General features: G+C 52.5%; 11 protein-coding genes. 9 read left to right on the top strand and 2 right to left on the bottom strand.

The genetic code is table 11. The features are described from left to right. Positions 1–441 precede the first annotated feature (441 nt). From J5M57_RS09225 to J5M57_RS09200, 6 genes are all read left to right on the top strand, one after another. Entirely contained in the window at positions 442–1,023 is a 582-nt protein-coding gene (locus J5M57_RS09225) for a YjfI family protein (protein WP_230679397.1), read from the top strand. A gap of 17 nt (positions 1,024–1,040) precedes the next feature. Then, on the top strand, positions 1,041–1,739 hold the full coding sequence (locus J5M57_RS09220) for a PspA/IM30 family protein (RefSeq protein WP_207848972.1): 699 nt from the start codon (positions 1,041–1,043) through the stop codon (positions 1,737–1,739). Positions 1,740–1,940: 201 nt separating this feature from the next. Next, on the top strand, positions 1,941–2,588 hold the full coding sequence (locus J5M57_RS09215; protein ID WP_169843229.1) for a DUF2491 family protein: 648 nt from the start codon (positions 1,941–1,943) through the stop codon (positions 2,586–2,588). A gap of 14 nt (positions 2,589–2,602) precedes the next feature. Beyond that, complete coding sequence (locus tag J5M57_RS09210) at positions 2,603–3,028, top strand: DUF350 domain-containing protein (RefSeq protein WP_207848971.1); 426 nt, start codon at positions 2,603–2,605, stop codon at positions 3,026–3,028. 17 nt (positions 3,029–3,045) lie between these two features. Then, positions 3,046–3,732 carry a DUF1190 domain-containing protein gene (locus tag J5M57_RS09205; RefSeq protein WP_207848969.1) on the top strand — a complete coding sequence of 229 codons (687 nt, stop codon included), beginning with the start codon at positions 3,046–3,048 and terminating at the stop codon, positions 3,730–3,732. Between the two features lie 2 nt (positions 3,733–3,734). Beyond that, positions 3,735–4,892, top strand: a complete 1,158-nt coding sequence (locus tag J5M57_RS09200) for a glutathionylspermidine synthase family protein (RefSeq protein ID WP_207848968.1) — start codon at positions 3,735–3,737, stop codon at positions 4,890–4,892. 949 nt (positions 4,893–5,841) lie between these two features. Here the strand turns inward: J5M57_RS09200 and J5M57_RS09195 are convergent. Both J5M57_RS09195 and kwaA read right to left on the bottom strand, forming a co-directional pair. After that, a complete protein-coding gene (locus J5M57_RS09195) occupies positions 5,842–6,813 on the bottom strand; it encodes a Kiwa anti-phage protein KwaB-like domain-containing protein (protein WP_207848966.1) in 972 nt (323 codons plus the stop codon). Positions 6,814–6,815: 2 nt separating this feature from the next. Further along, entirely contained in the window at positions 6,816–7,412 is a 597-nt protein-coding gene (gene kwaA, locus J5M57_RS09190; protein WP_243435209.1) for an anti-phage protein KwaA, read from the bottom strand. A gap of 1,293 nt (positions 7,413–8,705) precedes the next feature. Between kwaA and J5M57_RS09185 the strand changes: the two genes are divergently transcribed. The 3 genes from J5M57_RS09185 to J5M57_RS09175 are packed head-to-tail and all read left to right on the top strand — an operon-like array spanning position 8,706 to position 15,675. Further along, positions 8,706–11,039, top strand: coding sequence for a class I SAM-dependent DNA methyltransferase (locus J5M57_RS09185; protein ID WP_207848965.1), 2,334 nt, complete (start codon positions 8,706–8,708; stop codon positions 11,037–11,039). Then, positions 11,039–12,409 (top strand): restriction endonuclease subunit S, encoded by a 1,371-nt coding sequence (locus J5M57_RS09180; RefSeq protein WP_207848963.1) that lies wholly within the window; start codon positions 11,039–11,041, stop codon positions 12,407–12,409. The genes J5M57_RS09185 and J5M57_RS09180 overlap by 1 nt, the downstream gene beginning before the upstream one ends. Then, on the top strand, positions 12,406–15,675 hold the full coding sequence (locus tag J5M57_RS09175) for a DEAD/DEAH box helicase family protein (protein WP_207848962.1): 3,270 nt from the start codon (positions 12,406–12,408) through the stop codon (positions 15,673–15,675). The genes J5M57_RS09180 and J5M57_RS09175 overlap by 4 nt, the downstream gene beginning before the upstream one ends. Positions 15,676–15,870 lie beyond the last annotated feature (195 nt).

Genomic DNA, 15,870 nt, shown 5'->3' with positions numbered 1-15,870 from the left:
CCGAGAGTTGCGAACCCGCGTTATTTCTTAATGTTACTCAAACAGAAGTGCAACTCCACACCCCTACTGCACTCAAGGGAAAGCTCTTACAGAAAAAAGAAAAACAACGTAGGAATTTTCCTTGCAACTTAAACAAAAAAGTACAAACACTAAAAATCAAAAAAACTTTAACAACCTGACAAAAACTTCAAATACAAACGGTTGATGCGTTCCTCGCGGCTTGGTCACTTTCGCGCAGGGTTGGCCAGGGCCATTTAGACGCACCGAAAAAATCTCACGCGTGAGCCATTGATGGCACTTTGAATTGGTTGTAGTGTGGCTCACGCGTGAGATGTTCATAACGGAGTCATCGCCATGAAAAGCCGCTCCCCCACCGTTGCGTCAGAGAGCCCAAAGGGAGAGCGCTCGAAACCGTCCGCGAAAAAACCATCGAGCTTCTACATGAAGCAGATGCGTGCGGGCCTGGCCGCCGCCGGTTATGTGAAACACGAAACTTGGGTACTTCCGGAAAACCGGAGCTTGCTCAAGCAAATGGAGCAACAGCTACGCCAACCGATTCTGGCTGGCTCATTCATGTCGGAGAATTACATGAGCGCAGGCAACAACTGGAACATCGATAGCCTCTTCAACGCCCTCAAGGCACTGGATGAGGTGGCTTCGCACGAGATCACACTGTCTCTGATCCAGAGCTCCGAACCCAGCATCAAGCTGGAAATGAACGAATTCGGCGGTCTGCCGATTCACATCGCCGTGGCCGGTCAGCAGATCATCGTCGACACCGTGCTGGTGGATATCGATTCGATCACTGACGTGCGCGCCTTCAACGATGCCGTGCTGCGCAGCCGGGAAATGTTCCCGCTGTCGTCGATCGGTATCGAGTCGATGCCCAACGGCCAGACCGTATACAACATGTTTGGCGCCCTCAGCGCCGACTCGAGCCTGACCAACGTCGTCACCGAGGTGAAAACCCTGGTCGACAACGTGCAGCGCGCGAGTGAAGCCTTCGAACACTTCTTCAAGTAATCAACAGGGAATATCCAATGACTCAGTCCATCTGGAGCAAGTTGTTCACCGCACTGCGCGGCGGCGCCAATGAAGTCGGCGAAGCGATCGTCGACCAACAGGCCCTGCGCATCCTCGACCAGGAAATCCGCGACGCCGATACCGCGCTGTCCAACGCCCGTCGCGAGCTGGTCACCATCATGGCCAAGCACAAACTGGCCGCTGACCGCGTAAGCGAGTACGACGCCAAGATCAAGGACCTGGAAGCCAAGGCGGTTTCCGCGCTGAACGCCGGCCGTGAAGACCTGGCGATGGAAGTGGCCGAAGCGATTTCGACCCTGACCAACGACCTGAGCGCTGAAAAAGCCCAGAGCGACGAGTTCGGCACCTATGCCGAAAACATGCGCAAGGACATCACCAAGGCCGAGTCGCGGATCAAGAGCCTGCGCCAGCAGGTGGACATGGCCAAGGCCCGTGAAAGCGTGCAGAAGGCCCAGGTCAGCGCGTCGATCGCCAGCGGCGGTGCCAACGGCAAACTGGAAACCGCGGTCGGCACCCTGAACCGTCTGCAAGCCAAGCAGCAGCAACGTGCCGCCGAGCTGAGCGCCGCCGATGAGCTGGCCGACGCTTCGACCGGCAACGACCTGGAACGCAAACTGCGCGACGCCGGCATCACGCCGAACGAAGGCAGCGCCAATGCGATTCTTGAGCGTCTGAAGCAAAAATCGACTCAGTAAGCACCGCTGCCCATGTAGGAGCTGCCGGAGGCTGCGATCTTTTGATCTGGATTCAAGATCAAAAGATCGCAGCCTCCGGCAGCTCCTACATTGTTTTCAGCACCCACAACATTTGCATTTTGCCTGCTCGTTCGGCGCTCGGCCCGGTACACTAGCGGCGCTTTTTACGACGAACACCTACCCGCCTCAAGGAATGTACCCATGGGATGGTTCAAAGACTTGCTGGGCACCAGCAACTGGCAAACTGCCGCGCCCGCTCCCGTAGCCGGCGGCCCACTCGGAATGGCACAAGGCAAAGGCGTGCGGTTCGATTCGACCCTGGCGTTGTTGCTGGACGGTTCGACGACCGTGCGCGTGCCCTTCGATCAGGCGATCTGGAGCCATGGCTGGGTCGACCTCGGCCAGTCCAACAAACTGCACCGCTATTACATGAACGACGAGGATTTCTGGCTACAGATCCACGTCACCGGTGAGGATCAGATCGAATCGGTCACCCTGTTCAACTACCTCAGCTACGTGACCGTCAACAGTGACGCCGAGCTGCAGCGCCTCGCCGGCCCCAACAGCCAGATCGGCCTGCCCGGCTACAACCACGACGGTGTCGAATACACCCGCGAGTGGGGCACCGAACAAGGCCAGACCGAACTGGTGCCGCTGACCGAACAAGTGGTCAACCCGGACGAGAGCTACACCATCGAACACCACTCCATGCTTTACGCACGCGAGACCGGCCTGACCGATCGCCGCGAATTGCTGCTGTTCTCCGTCGAGCAGGACGAAGAAGGCACCGTCAGCCTGAGCACCTCGCTGGGCATTTCGCTATACACGACTGATCTGAGCACCATTTAAAAAGGAAGTTTTCCATGCTGGAAGTGCTGGCCGTTTCCCTGAACAAGACCGCGCTGGTCGGTTTCATCGTTTACCTGTTCGGCGCCGTGCTGCTGTTCATGCTGTTTCAGTTCGTCTACACCCGCATCACGCCACACAAAGAGTTCGAGCTGATCCGCTCCGGCAACAGCGCCGCCGCCATCGCCCTGTCTGGCGCGATCATCGGCTTCGCGATTCCGGCCAGCAATGTCATCGCGTTTTCGGTCAACGTCCTCGACTTTGTACTGTGGGCGGTGATTGCTGCCGTGGTCCAGCTGCTGGCCTTCCTCGCCACGGGTCTGGTGCTCAAGGGCACCTCCCAGCGCATCGCCAACGGTGAAGTCGCTTCGGGTATCTACGTGGCCGCGGTGGCCATCAGCGTCGGCATGCTCAACGCCGCGTGCATGACCCCGTCCAACTGATCGGCAGGAAGCCTTCGATGAAACGCAGCAAGTACGTTCAACTGTCGCTCGCCGCTTCGGTGGCGCTGGCGATTTCCGGCGAAGTTGCCGCGCAGGAGCAGCAGCGCTTTCAATCTGTCGAGGAGTGCGTCGGCGCCGAAGTGGCCGCCGATGTCTGCTCCAACGCCTATGTCGCGGCCCTGACCGAGCACCGACGCATTGCGCCGGCCTACGATGACAAGACCAAGTGCGACGCAGACTTCGCCGCCGACTGGTGCCAGAAAAACTCCGACGGCCGCTTCGTGCCGAAGCTCGGCGGTTTCAAGGTGCCGCAGAACGGCGAGGCGCCGCAGGACCTGAATGCGATTGCCAACGCGCAGATGCCTGCCGGTGAAGCGGCCGCCGCGCAGAATGCGCAAAGCACTTCTCACTCCTCGGGTGGCGGCGGCAACGGCTGGCTCACAGGCTGGCTGATCGGCAATGCGATGAGCAACAACGCCAACCGCACCGTTTACCGCGATCGCGACACGCGTCAGACCTACAACATCTCGTCGCAGTACCGCAAAATCGAATCGGCACCGCGCAGTCAACCGGACTACGAGAGCAGCAAAAGCAAACCGGTGAATGTCGCCTCGTCGACCTCCCGTGGCGGCTTCGGCAGCCAGTCGTCCGCCCGCAGCGGTTGGGGTGGCTGGGGCAGCAGTTCCGGACGCTCGAGCAGCTGACCATGAAGAAGATCCACTGCGCCGAGCGCCCCGACTGGAAACAGACCGCCGAAAGCCTCGGCTTTCTGTTCCACACTATCGACGACGAGCCGTACTGGGACGAAAGCGCCTATTACCAGTTCACGCTGGCGCAGATCGAAAACGATCTGGAGGATCCGACCACTGAACTGCACGAGATGTGCATGGATCTGGTCGACCGCGTGGTGCACAGCGAAGCGTTGCTGGATCGCCTGAGCATCCCGGCGCCGTACTACGACATGATCCGAACGTCCTGGCTCGAAGGTCATCCGCATCTGTACGGGCGCATGGACTTTTCCTATAGCGGCAACGGCCCGGCCAAGCTGTTGGAGCTCAACTACGACACGCCGACCAGTCTTTATGAGGCCTCTGCGTTTCAGTGGGGCTGGCTGGAGCAATGCATCGAGCGCGGAATGCTGCCGCGCAATGCCGACCAGTTCAACAGCATCGATACCAAACTCCATCAGGCATTCGCTGAACTGCAGCTCAAGCGGCCGTTCTACTTTGCCTCGATGAAAGACTCGGTCGAAGACAAAGGCACCACCGACTACCTGCGCCTGATCGCGGAAAAAGTCGGCATTGAATCCCGGCACATCGACATCGAAGACATCGGCCTGACCGCCGAGGGACGCTTCGTCGACCTTGAGGATCGCTGGATCCCGCACCTGTTCAAACTGCATGCCTGGGAATTCATCTTCCACGAACCGTTCGGCGCTGCAATCGCCGAAAGCGATACGCAGTTTTTCGAACCGGCGTGGAAATCGATCCTGTCGAACAAAGGCGCACTGCCGCTGCTGTGGGAGCTGCACAAGGGCCACCCGAACCTGCTCGCGGCGCACCTCGATCCGAATCCGGGCAGTGCCGTGCCCAAGGGCTGGGTACGCAAACCGTACTTTTCCCGCGAAGGCGCGAACATCGAGCTGCAAACGGCGGAAGGTCTGATCTTCAAGGAAGACGGGCCCTACACCGATGCACCCTTCATCCTGCAGGAATTTGCGCCATTGCCGAAGTTCGATGACAGCTACACGCTGATCGGTTCGTGGGTAATCGGCGATCAGGCGGCGGGAATTGGTGTGCGGGAAGACAACAGTCTGATCACCAAGGATTCGAGTCGGTTTCTGCCGCACCTGATCCTTGATTGAAAAACCAGCGCCCACAAAAAAGGCCCGTCGTGTTCAGCGACGGGCCTTTTTTATTCAGAGCCGATGCAGCATCGAATCAAAAAGGTTATGAATACCAGAAAGCCAACATTACGAACGGGTGAGTGAGTGAACCCCTTTATTTTATTAGGCGCAAGATAACTGCCAGTCACAAAAACATGAAATCATCGTAAGGTTTTTCGTAAATTTATGGCTCATGCCGCCCTAAAAACTTTACAAAACCCAATCGACCGTACTGTCGAAGGAGGATCGTCTAAGCCACGTAAAAATCCAGACGAACGGTACCCACCGCTGAAGCACAGAACACAAATCAAATAGGGTCGACGACCTAGCAGTAGCGCCCTCCAATGCCTCAAGAACGCCCAACGAGGTCGAATTGCAGAAGTCGGCCTTGACCGGTATTCATCCAACCCCAGCAACAACCGCTCAAAAAATGATCAGGCAACGAAATTATTGGCTGGCCATAATTATTCCCCAGCCATAATTTCGAATAATTTAACTTGCACCCAACGATTAAGACGTGAAAGCCAAGCCCCTCCTGGTTCTCGCTCCTCGCTAGTAAGATTTCCAAGAAAAAAACCACCGAAAGAGGTGGTTTGGTCTTCCTTCTGCAGTATTTGCCCGCAACCATCACGAGGTGATGACACTGCACAACTCTACAAACGCCTAAGCAAGGTGTTTTCAACGCTTATCGCAAGCGATCTCCCTGCCGCTTGGACGGCATGGGGGACTGATTTAAGCCGGGCCGCAACGCCCGGTGGCATCTTTAAAACACCGACGTCAGAAAGCTCACCACATGGCGACTGAAATCCAGCATCGCAACCTCTGCAGGTTTGCTGAGACGTAACTCAACACCCCTCAATCTCCCCATGAACCCGGCTGGGAAGTCATGGTTCGAGGGAACAAGGCCAGTCTGTCAAGCCAGTGAGGATTACGCTGCTGAATCCTTATCTACCGCCAGGAACGGGCTATTGTCGAGAGCAGCGAACGAAGCCTCGTTATTGAGCAAGCGGATGAAACTCCGTTTTTGCTCTTTAGTAGTTAGATTCACCAAGCCACCAGTGAGATCGATCGTACGGGAAAAAATCGGAAAGTTCGCCATCACGCCTTGGATTTGAGTAACGTTCAATCCAGATTTCACGATATTGCCTTTCGAGACCATCGCCAACCGGCGCATGAATGCTCGATCGTGATGCATATCCTTAAAAATGTCGCCTGGAGATGCAACCCCCTGGATATTTATTACATTTAAGGCTAGAACAAGCGGTGTTGCGGCATGCGCAAGATTATTGATAACTTGCTCAAGGCCATAGAACCGCTCCAGCAGAGCAACATTCAGCGTATAGAACTTACCAGCAAAATAAAATACATCGACCGTGTCATTGATATCAATGGCATCGTAATCAACTTTCCCTAAAGTGCGGCCGTTGAAACTGCAAAATGAGCTTTTGGTTTTTTTATGCAGTGACACGGGGTATTTGTGCTGGTAAATAACCACACTGTTACCTTGCCCATCGGACAGATGATATATCACACCCTTAACCGCCGACAGACCTTGCTGCTTGAAGTCGAAGGCTGGAGCGCTAGCGTTCACCCCAAAGGTCAGTACACGCTGAATTTCGGCAAATTCACTAGGTACGTGGCCGATTGCAGCTTGGTCGTACTCCATCACTTGTCGATCCCGCTCTAGGATAGTAGACACCATAGGAACACCGGCTTTACCCACGTTAGGCTCGACGGCGACCTTTCTAAGTTTATCGGCGAACGCCTTTGTTAGTTCTTTCTCAACTGTAGGCTCCAATAAAACTGACCAGATCACTGGGCCAGATGCCGTACTTGTTAAAAAGAACGCCTCTCCAGAGAGATGCTTTGAGCTTATGATAGCGTCGATGCCAGTAAACATAATTACTTATCCAATTTAGCCAAACAGGTATTGTTATCAATCCGGATATAGCGGATTACGCTCTGCTCTGTGAGCTGCCCTCGACAAATGACTACAAACTGCTTTTCGCCTCTGTCGTGTATTTTTGCCTTGTAAATTTTAAACCCCAGAATGGCCAATGATGGATTTGAGTAAAACTTATTAGTTTTTACGTAAATCGCTCCAATAGCAATAATCATCAACACCAAGTTCAGCACAGTTCTCTTGCTATTTACATCGGTAAAGACAAGCGGCATTACATAGGTCGCGAGAAATTCCAAGTGCTCATGATTTTCATCGGTAACGTCTGATATTTTGCAGTTGATTGACCAGCCACCTCGATAGCTGTTCGCAAGAAGCCAAAGTATGAGCATGCCCAAAATTATGAAGAATATGCTCACAATAAAAACCAAGTTTCTGACTTTCAACTCCGAAGTCAGCTTCGCAACGTCATGCTCGGTTAAGGCGGCCCAAAAATTGGACAGCAGTGCTTGGTCGAAGGACATGATCAACAGCGAAACGAACAGCAACCATAGTGAAAGGACGTAAAGCATGACCTTTATCAGCCAATGATCCTTCATAAGTGCTCTCCATTTGCTGTGCTCGAGGGGATGTAGGGTGTAAGGAGGGATGCTCATGCTTACTGCCCCTTACCATTCCCCCCCTATTTTTGCCAGTTCTCGGCTAGGGCCGCCGGTTACATCGCGACTTCTTGATCCATTAGGCGCTTGGCGCCGTGCCAGACAATAGCATTTAGCCATAACAGTGTGTACGAAACGAAGCCAGAGGATGCGGAATGAGGCGACTAGGGCCTTGCCACGTAACCGCTGAGGCTACGAAAGGGGACTTGCAATGCCTTCTATCCGCGATCGATTCATCCGAAGTCCCGAAACCGGGGCTTCAGCTTTTGAAGCGCATCCAGGTAAGCCGCAATAGCATTACCAATCTGGCTCTGGCTCTGAACCCAAATGAATCGACATGATCAGCGCACGCCGGTAATGCAACGGGGTGGTATTCAACTCTAAGGACAGAAGTCGGTCGGCCACGCCAGCTAAGGCATCCATCCGCTCGCGGGGGACAGCTATGTACGCAATCAGTCGTGTCCCGCTTGCTGTCATTGATCCTATTCCTTTGGGAGGATCAGTGTCTTGCGTCAGTCGCGGATCTGCGTAGAGCTGGCACTCGACATCTGGGTATTTGAATTTCTCTGGATAGAGTATTTCGCCCTTCAGCGTGAGGATCATGTGTTCATTATAATGACCCTCATTAGCCCTCGAGTTATTGGGCAAGGCTAGGCTTAGCGACCATGTAAATTCCCACCCGGACAGCTTAATTTGATAAAGGGCCCGTTGCGTTTCGAGCCGGGGCCGGCCTCGTCGGGGTTTAGGTTTGTGCTTGGCTGTAAGAGGCATAGCGACCTCCATCAGAGACTGCCAGACGGTGGATAGGATTAGTCAACCCTGCGGCTGACCTCAAAGACGCAGTCGCACTGAATTTGGCCTGCCGCTCTTATCTCTAGATGGAGGTATACAACCGGGGCATCGCGATACCCCCTAAACCTGCTCAACTCGGCCTGTAAAAAGCTGGCCGAGGTCGCACCGAACTGCTAGTCGCGCTTTTCGAGCAAACGTCAGGCGGCGCTTCGCTGGAACAACTGCGCGTTGATGAATTCGGTGACACGGCAGCAAAATCCATGATCGCAGTACCGCTCCGTATCTGGCAATTGTCCTTCAGCCCAAACCCATCCAATAGAAATACCCAATTTCAGGCATGGCCACCTGCTTACGTTGCAGCATAATGCCGCCCAGTTTTTTCATAATCGTGCTTCGCACCCGCTTCAGCAACCGCAAAGCACTGCAGGGAATATTCAAATAATGTCGCAAACCTCCAACAACCTAGCCGCCTTCATCTGGTCTTTAGCAGATTTACTACGTGGTGATTTTAGACAAAGCCAATATGGTCGCATCATTCTGCCATTCACCTTGTTGCGTCGCCTCGAGTGCGTGTTGGAGGCAAGCAAGGCGGCGGTGCTGGCGGAGCATGCACGCGTCCAGCAACTCAATATCTCCGAAGAAGCCCAAGAAAAACTGCTCCTGCGTGCCAGCGGTGGACTGTCGTTTTTCAATACCTCGAAAATGGATCTGTCCAAGCTCGGTGAGTCCGGCATCAAAGCCAACCTGGAGTCCTACCTACAAGGCTTTTCCAAAGATGCACGGGAGATTTTCGAACACTTCAAATTCACCGAGTTTCTCGGGCAATTGAACGATGCCAATCTGCTGTATAAGGTTGTGCTAAAGGTACGGAACACTGACTTAAGCCCTGCTGCTGTTTCCAACCACGACATGGGCCTGGTGTTTGAGGAGTTGATTCGCCGATTTGCGGAAAGCTCGAATGACACCGCTGGGGAGCACTTTACCCCGCGCGACATCGTGCGGCTCACCACCTCCCTAGTGTTTATGGAAGACGATGATGCGCTGACCAAGCCCGGCATCATCCGCACCATCTACGACCCTACGGCAGGTACAGGCGGCTTTCTCTCCTCCGGCATGGAATATGTGCATGAGCTGAACCCGCAGGCGGTGATGCGAGCTTATGGTCAGGAGCTAAACCCTGAGAGTTACGCCATCTGCAAAGCTGACATGCTGATCAAAGGGCAGGACGTAAGCAACATCAAGCTCGGCAACACGTTGTCGAACGACCAGCTGTATGCCACTGAATTTGACTACATGCTTTCCAACCCGCCCTTTGGCGTGGACTGGAAAAAGATCGAGCAAGAAATCAGTGAAGAGCATACGCAAAAAGGTTTCAGTGGCCGTTTTGGCGCAGGTTTGCCAAGGGTCAGCGATGGCTCCTTGTTGTTCCTAATGCACCTGCTTAGCAAGCTACGCGACGGTTCTCAAGGCGGCGGGCGGATTGGCATCATCCTCAATGGGTCGCCGTTGTTTACCGGTGGCGCCGGCTCTGGCGAATCGGAAATCCGCCGCTACATTCTCGAAGCCGATTTGCTCGAAGCTATCGTCGCGCTGCCCACCGACATGTTCTACAACACCGGTATTTCCACTTACGTCTGGGTGCTGTCGAACAAAAAAGCCCCTGAGCGCAAGAGCAAGGTGCAGCTAATTAATGGCGTGAACCTTTGCGGCAAAATGCGCAAATCTCTCGGCTCCAAGCGCAATGAAATGGACGAAATCGATATTGCCACAGTGATCCGCGCCTTCGGCAGCTTTGCCGCCGTCGATGCCTACGAGCTGGACAAACAAGCCGCACAAAAAAGCAATCGTGGCCGCCAGGCTGCCAACCCGAAAGCCGAGTCTGCCAAGACCTTCGCCAGCAAGATCTTCAACAGCTATGAGTTCGGCTATCGCCGTATCAGCATTGAGCGCCCGTTGCGTCTGTCTTACCAGTTCAGTGATGAGCGAGTGGCAACCTGTCGCTTCGCCCCCGGCGCCCTCAACAGCGCCATGCGTTGGGTCTACCAAGAGTTCAGCGCAGTGGAGGGCGAAAGCTGGAGCGACGGCGACAATTGCAAGCGTTACGGTGACCTAAGCACCCATGAAGACGTTATTCGACGTTACTGCAAGCTGCACTTCGCCGAACTAAAAGAGAAGCACATCAAGGATCTGCTCAACAGAACAACCTGGATGGATCAGAAGCGGCTGTTACTCAAGGCACAAAGTCTTCAGGCCAGCATTGGCACCGCCCAGCATGACGACTTCAACACCTTTGACGAGGCCGTTAAAGCGGTCTGCAAGCAACAGGGCATTGTCCTAGACGCCAAAGACAAAAAACAAATCATCGATGCCGTGAGCTGGAAAAACCCAGAAGCGGCAAAGGTCATCAAAAAGGCACACAAGACCAAAGAAAATCCCCTGTACGGATTGTTTGCCGTCAACGGTGAGGTGCTGGAATATCAAACCGATAGCGACCTGCGTGACAACGAAAACGTAGCGCTGGATCCAAGCCAAAGCGTTAACGCCATTAACGAAGCTTACTTTCTTAAAGAAGTGCAGCCGCACGTGCCCGATGCCTGGATTGATGCTAGCAAAAAAGACGCCAAGGATCAGCAAGTGGGTATTGTCGGGTATGAAATTCCGTTTAACCGACACTTTTACCAGTATCAACCGCCACGAGACTTAGTAGATATTGATGCGGATTTGGATGCTGTGTCAGCCGAGATTATGCAGCTACTGCAAGAGGTGCATTCCTGATGGTGGGGCGATATAAACCGTATGCAACTTATAAAAGCTCAAATATCGAGTGGATAGGCCGCGTGCCAGAGCATTGGAAAGCTAGTTACTTGGGCTTTGAGTGCTCAGTCAAGGCAAGACTGGGCTGGAAAGGTCTTAAGGCTGAAGAGTATGTCGATGACGGGGTTGTTTTTTTAGCAACTCCAAATATTAAAGATAATGAAATTGATTTTAGCAATGTTAACAGAATTACTAGAGAGCGCTACTTTGAATCTCCAGAGATAATGTTAGAAAAAGGTGATGTACTTGTCACCAAAGATGGCTCTACGACTGGAACAACAAATATCATAAGAGCGCTTCCAGAACCGGCAACTGTTAACAGCTCAATTGCAGTTTTGCGCAGCAAAGGAAACGTATTAAGTGAATACTTGTACTATTTTTTCGTGTCTGAACACACACAAAACCTAATTAGCAGAATGCGCGGCGGCATGGGTGTTCCACATTTGTTTCAAGCAGATCTGCGGAAATTTGACATATTAATTCCTGCCGAACGAGAGCAGAGATTCATCGCCAATTTTCTCGATCACGAAACCGCAAAAATTGACAGCATGATCGAAAAGCAAAAAAACCTTATTCATCTGCTAAAAGAAAAACGTCAAGCAGCGATTAGCCATGCTGTTACCAAAGGGTTTAACCCTAATGCCAGAATGCTCGAGTCGGGTATTGAATGGTTGGGTAACGTACCGACGCACTGGATTATAAAAAACTACCGATACGCCACTAAAATATATCGTGGGAAATTTGGGCATCGCCCCCGAAATGACCCTGCATATTACGATGGCGATTATCCATTTATTCAGACCGGAGATATAGCCAGAGCCGGAAAAAAAATAACAACATATAATCAGACCTTAAACGAAAAAGGTATTAGTGTCAGTCAGAGATTCCCGTCCGGCACACTGGTAATGGCCATAGCTGCAAATATCGGCGACACCGCAATTCTAGACTTTGAGGCCTACGCTCCAGATAGCGTGGTTGGGTTTAGACCAAACCCTGATATAAACTTAGAATTTTTACGATATAGCTTTCTGGCGGCCTTGCCTGCCTTAGAGCAAACTTCAACACAAAGCACACAAGCAAACTTAAATATTGATCGAGTTGGAACCATAAAGGCAGCATTCCCTCCGTTAGACGAACAACTTGAAATTGTTGCGTTCTTGGACAGTCTCCTTGATAGATACACTGAAATTGAGCGGAAAGCTGCTGGTGCTATTCAGCTAATGCAAGAACGCCGCACCGCCCTAATCTCCGCTGCCGTAACCGGAAAAATCGACGTAAGAGACTGGGTCGCGCCCAAAGTCAGTCAAACCAACAAGGAAGTAGCCGTATGAGTGCATTGGGTGGTAGTAAGGCCAACGAACTAACCTTTCAGAACGATATGCTCAAGCATCTCGTTGCCAAGGGCTGGCTGCTAGGCAAAACGGAAAACTACAACCGTGAATTGGCCTTGTACCCCGAAGATCTGCTGGGTTTTATCAAAGAAACCCAAGATGAACAGTGGCAAAAATTCTGTGCGCTCTACCCAAGCACCCCAGAGCACCACTTTCTTGAACGTGTCGCCACCCAACTGAATAAAACTGATCCCAATGCCGCCACCAAAGAAATGCGTACCTTCGGCACGCTGGGTGTGTTGCGCCATGAACTGCGCCATCGTGGCACGCGCTTCAGCTTGTGCCAGTTCAAGCCTGAACACGAGCTAAACCCGGACACCCTAGCTCGCTATGCCAAGAACCGCTGCCGTGTCGTACCAGAGGTGGTTTACTCTCCTTGGGCAAGCAAAGAACATCTCGAACAGTCCGGCAGCAAGGCTAAAGCCTGGCGAATTGATTTGGTGCTGTTTGTGAATGGTTTACCAGTCGTCACGCTGGAGCTGAAATCAGAATTCAAGCAGGCTGTACAACAGGCCATTAAGCAATATAAGTCCACTCGCTTTGCCATCGACCCTGTCACAAAAAAGCCCGAACCGCTGTTGACCTTCAAGCGTGGCGCGCTGGTGCATTTTGCCGTGAGCCAGTACGAGGTCTATATGACCACACGACTGGAAGGCGCGAATACCTTTTTCTTGCCATTCAACAAGGGTACTAAGGCGGGCGGCGCCGGTAATGAAGTGCCAGAAGACATTAACCAGTACGCCACGGATTATCTGTGGAATGAAGTCTTATTACCCAAGAACGTGCTGGCGATTCTCGGGCGCTTTGTGCATCTGCAAATTGAAGAGAAAGAAGACTGGGAAGGCCGTAAATACAAAAAAGAGAGTCTAATTTTCCCACGTTACCACCAGTGGGATGTGGTGAATAAGCTGGTTAAGGCGGCCCGCACCGAGGGCCCCGGCCATAAGTACCTGATCCAGCACAGCGCCGGCTCCGGCAAGTCCAACTCGATTGCCTGGATCGCGCATCAGCTATCGGCGCTCTACGACGCGGAAGGCTGCAAACAGTTCAACTCAGTGATTGTGGTGACGGATCGCACCGTGCTGGACGATCAGCTACAAGACACCATCAATCAATTTGAGCACGTCGATGGCGCGGTTGGACGCATCAATAATCAAGAAGGCGACGGCTCGAAATCAGAAAAACTGGCAGCCGCGCTGGAAAACTCGCAGCCGATTATTATCGTCACAATCCAGACTTTCCCCTACGTGCTGCGCGCCATCGAGAATAGCGTCAGCCTGAAAGAACGCAGCTACGCGATCATTGCCGACGAAGCCCACTCCTCACAAACCGGCTCTACAGCGCGGCAGCTGAAAGAAGTGCTGATGATTGAGGCCAAGTCTGATGGTGAGGACGAACTTAACTCTGAGGACATCCTCGATGCCGCCGTGGCGTCACGCCGGGCGTCAAAAAACCTGAGTTACTTTGCCTTCACCGCGACGCCAAAAACCAAGACGCTGGAGCTGTTTGGCCGTTTGCCCAAGCCCGCTGAGCAACCCTCAAAAACCAATAAGCCCGAGGCCTACCATGTGTACAGCATGCGTCAGGCCATTGAAGAGGGCTTTATTCTCGATGTGCTGAAGAACTACACCAACTACAAAGTGGCCTATAACCTGGCGCAAAAAATCGATAAGGCCGATCAAGAAGTTGAGAGCAAAAAAGCCAAGGTCAAGCTCAACCAGTGGGTGCGCCTGCACGAGTACAATATCGCGCAAAAGGTGCAGGTGATCGTTGAGCACTTTCGCAGCAACGTCATGGGACTGCTGGGAGGGCAAGCCAAAGCCATGGTAGTCACCAGCTCGCGCAAAGAAGCTGTGCGCTACAAGCTGTGCTTTGACAAATACATAGTCGAGAAGGGTTATCAAAAAATCCATGCCATGGTGGCATTCTCGGGTGAGGTGGAATTTACCGAGAAAGACCCGAACGCCGTCGCGCTACTCGGTACCAAGTATACCGAGGGCAACATGAACCCCAATCTCAAAGGCCGCGACATGCGCAAAGCCTTTGATAGCGATGACTACCAGGTAATGATCGTTGCCAACAAGTTTCAGACCGGTTTCGACCAGCCCAAGCTCTGCGCCATGTACGTGGACAAAAAGCTCGGCGGCGTCGAGTGCGTACAGACCCTGTCGCGTTTGAATCGTACTTATGCTGGCAAGGCTGACGTCGGCACCTTCATCTTGGACTTCTTCAACGAGCCACAGGATATCCTCGATTCATTCCAACCGTACTTTCAGACGGCAGAGCTGGCAGACGTTTCCAACCCAGATTTAATCTTCGATCTGTTTGAGAAACTCAACGCTGCGGGTATTTACAAATCAAGTGAGGTTGAGCAGTTCTGCGTGGCCTTTTTCGTAAAAAATAAAAGCAACGCGGCGATTGCGAACATTTGCAAACCGGCAGTCGAACGCTGGACGAAGCGCTACAAATTGGCGGTTGACGCTTATACTCACTCGAAAGAAATATTTGAGCGGATCAAAAAAACTAAAGATGCAGTACTGATCGCCAACGCTGAAAACGACCTGAAGGAATGCAAGCAAGCCAAGGACGCCTTGGATATCTTCAAAAAGGATCTGGGCACCTATGTACGCTTCTATGAATTCATGTCGCAGATCGTCGACTATGATGACAAACAGCTCGAAAAGCTTAGCCTGTACGCACGCAACTTAAGCCCAATGCTGCGTGAAACCGCTGTAAATGAGGACGATATTGATCTGGAAGGTATCGTGCTCAGCCATTACCGGGTTTCAAAAATACGCCAGCAGGATCTGAAGCTAATAGAAGACTCACCTGATCATAAGCTAGTGCCTGGTGAGGGGCTTGGCTCAGCAAAAGCTAAGGACAAAAAGGAAGAACTGCTTTCACAGATCTTGGAGCGGCTCAACGAAATATTTGCAGCAGATCAACTTACCGACAAAGACATGGTTAATTACGCCTATACGATCCGCGACAAAATCAGTGAAAACAAATTGGTCATGCAACAGCTGATCAACAATACCCCAGAGCAAGCACTGCTAGGCAATTTTGCCAGCGCAGTAGATGACGCAATTATGGAAAGTGGAGATGCTCACCAAAATCAGATGATGCAATTGTTATCCGACCCAGCTAAAGCCAGTAAATTTGCGAAAGTTGTTTTTGATCTACTTAATATGGCGACGAATGACTAGCTGAAGGGCCTAACACTCGCCCGCCTTGCCAACGTTGTGGGCGAGAATGCAAATGCTTTGACAAAAGGCCTTCCTCTCCAGCTGAGGAAGGTTTTGTAAGAGAGCTGTACCTAGCGCCTCAACATGGATCTTCCAACTCCAGAATGGATGTCGTCGAGCCGGGCCTTGCGGGCCCGAATGAGCGATAGCAACAAT

Source organism: Pseudomonas sp. 86_A (genome assembly GCF_017491705.1).
GTDB classification, from domain to species: domain Bacteria; phylum Pseudomonadota; class Gammaproteobacteria; order Pseudomonadales; family Pseudomonadaceae; genus Aquipseudomonas; species Aquipseudomonas koreensis.
Note: the sequence above shows the minus strand (reverse complement) of the source record. Positions and strands in the feature narration are given on the sequence as shown.

Coding starts and splice junctions, on each gene's coding strand:
- J5M57_RS09195 (WP_207848966.1), bottom strand. CDS start 6,813: ATGTTTACTGGCATCGACGCTATCATAAGCTCAAAGCATCTCTCTGGA.
- kwaA (WP_243435209.1), bottom strand. CDS start 7,412: ATGAAGGATCATTGGCTGATAAAGGTCATGCTTTACGTCCTTTCACTA.
- J5M57_RS09200 (WP_207848968.1), top strand. CDS start 3,735: ATGAAGAAGATCCACTGCGCCGAGCGCCCCGACTGGAAACAGACCGCC.
- J5M57_RS09175 (WP_207848962.1), top strand. CDS start 12,406: ATGAGTGCATTGGGTGGTAGTAAGGCCAACGAACTAACCTTTCAGAAC.
- J5M57_RS09220 (WP_207848972.1), top strand. CDS start 1,041: ATGACTCAGTCCATCTGGAGCAAGTTGTTCACCGCACTGCGCGGCGGC.
- J5M57_RS09180 (WP_207848963.1), top strand. CDS start 11,039: ATGGTGGGGCGATATAAACCGTATGCAACTTATAAAAGCTCAAATATC.
- J5M57_RS09205 (WP_207848969.1), top strand. CDS start 3,046: ATGAAACGCAGCAAGTACGTTCAACTGTCGCTCGCCGCTTCGGTGGCG.
- J5M57_RS09225 (WP_230679397.1), top strand. CDS start 442: ATGAAGCAGATGCGTGCGGGCCTGGCCGCCGCCGGTTATGTGAAACAC.
- J5M57_RS09210 (WP_207848971.1), top strand. CDS start 2,603: ATGCTGGAAGTGCTGGCCGTTTCCCTGAACAAGACCGCGCTGGTCGGT.
- J5M57_RS09185 (WP_207848965.1), top strand. CDS start 8,706: ATGTCGCAAACCTCCAACAACCTAGCCGCCTTCATCTGGTCTTTAGCA.
- J5M57_RS09215 (WP_169843229.1), top strand. CDS start 1,941: ATGGGATGGTTCAAAGACTTGCTGGGCACCAGCAACTGGCAAACTGCC.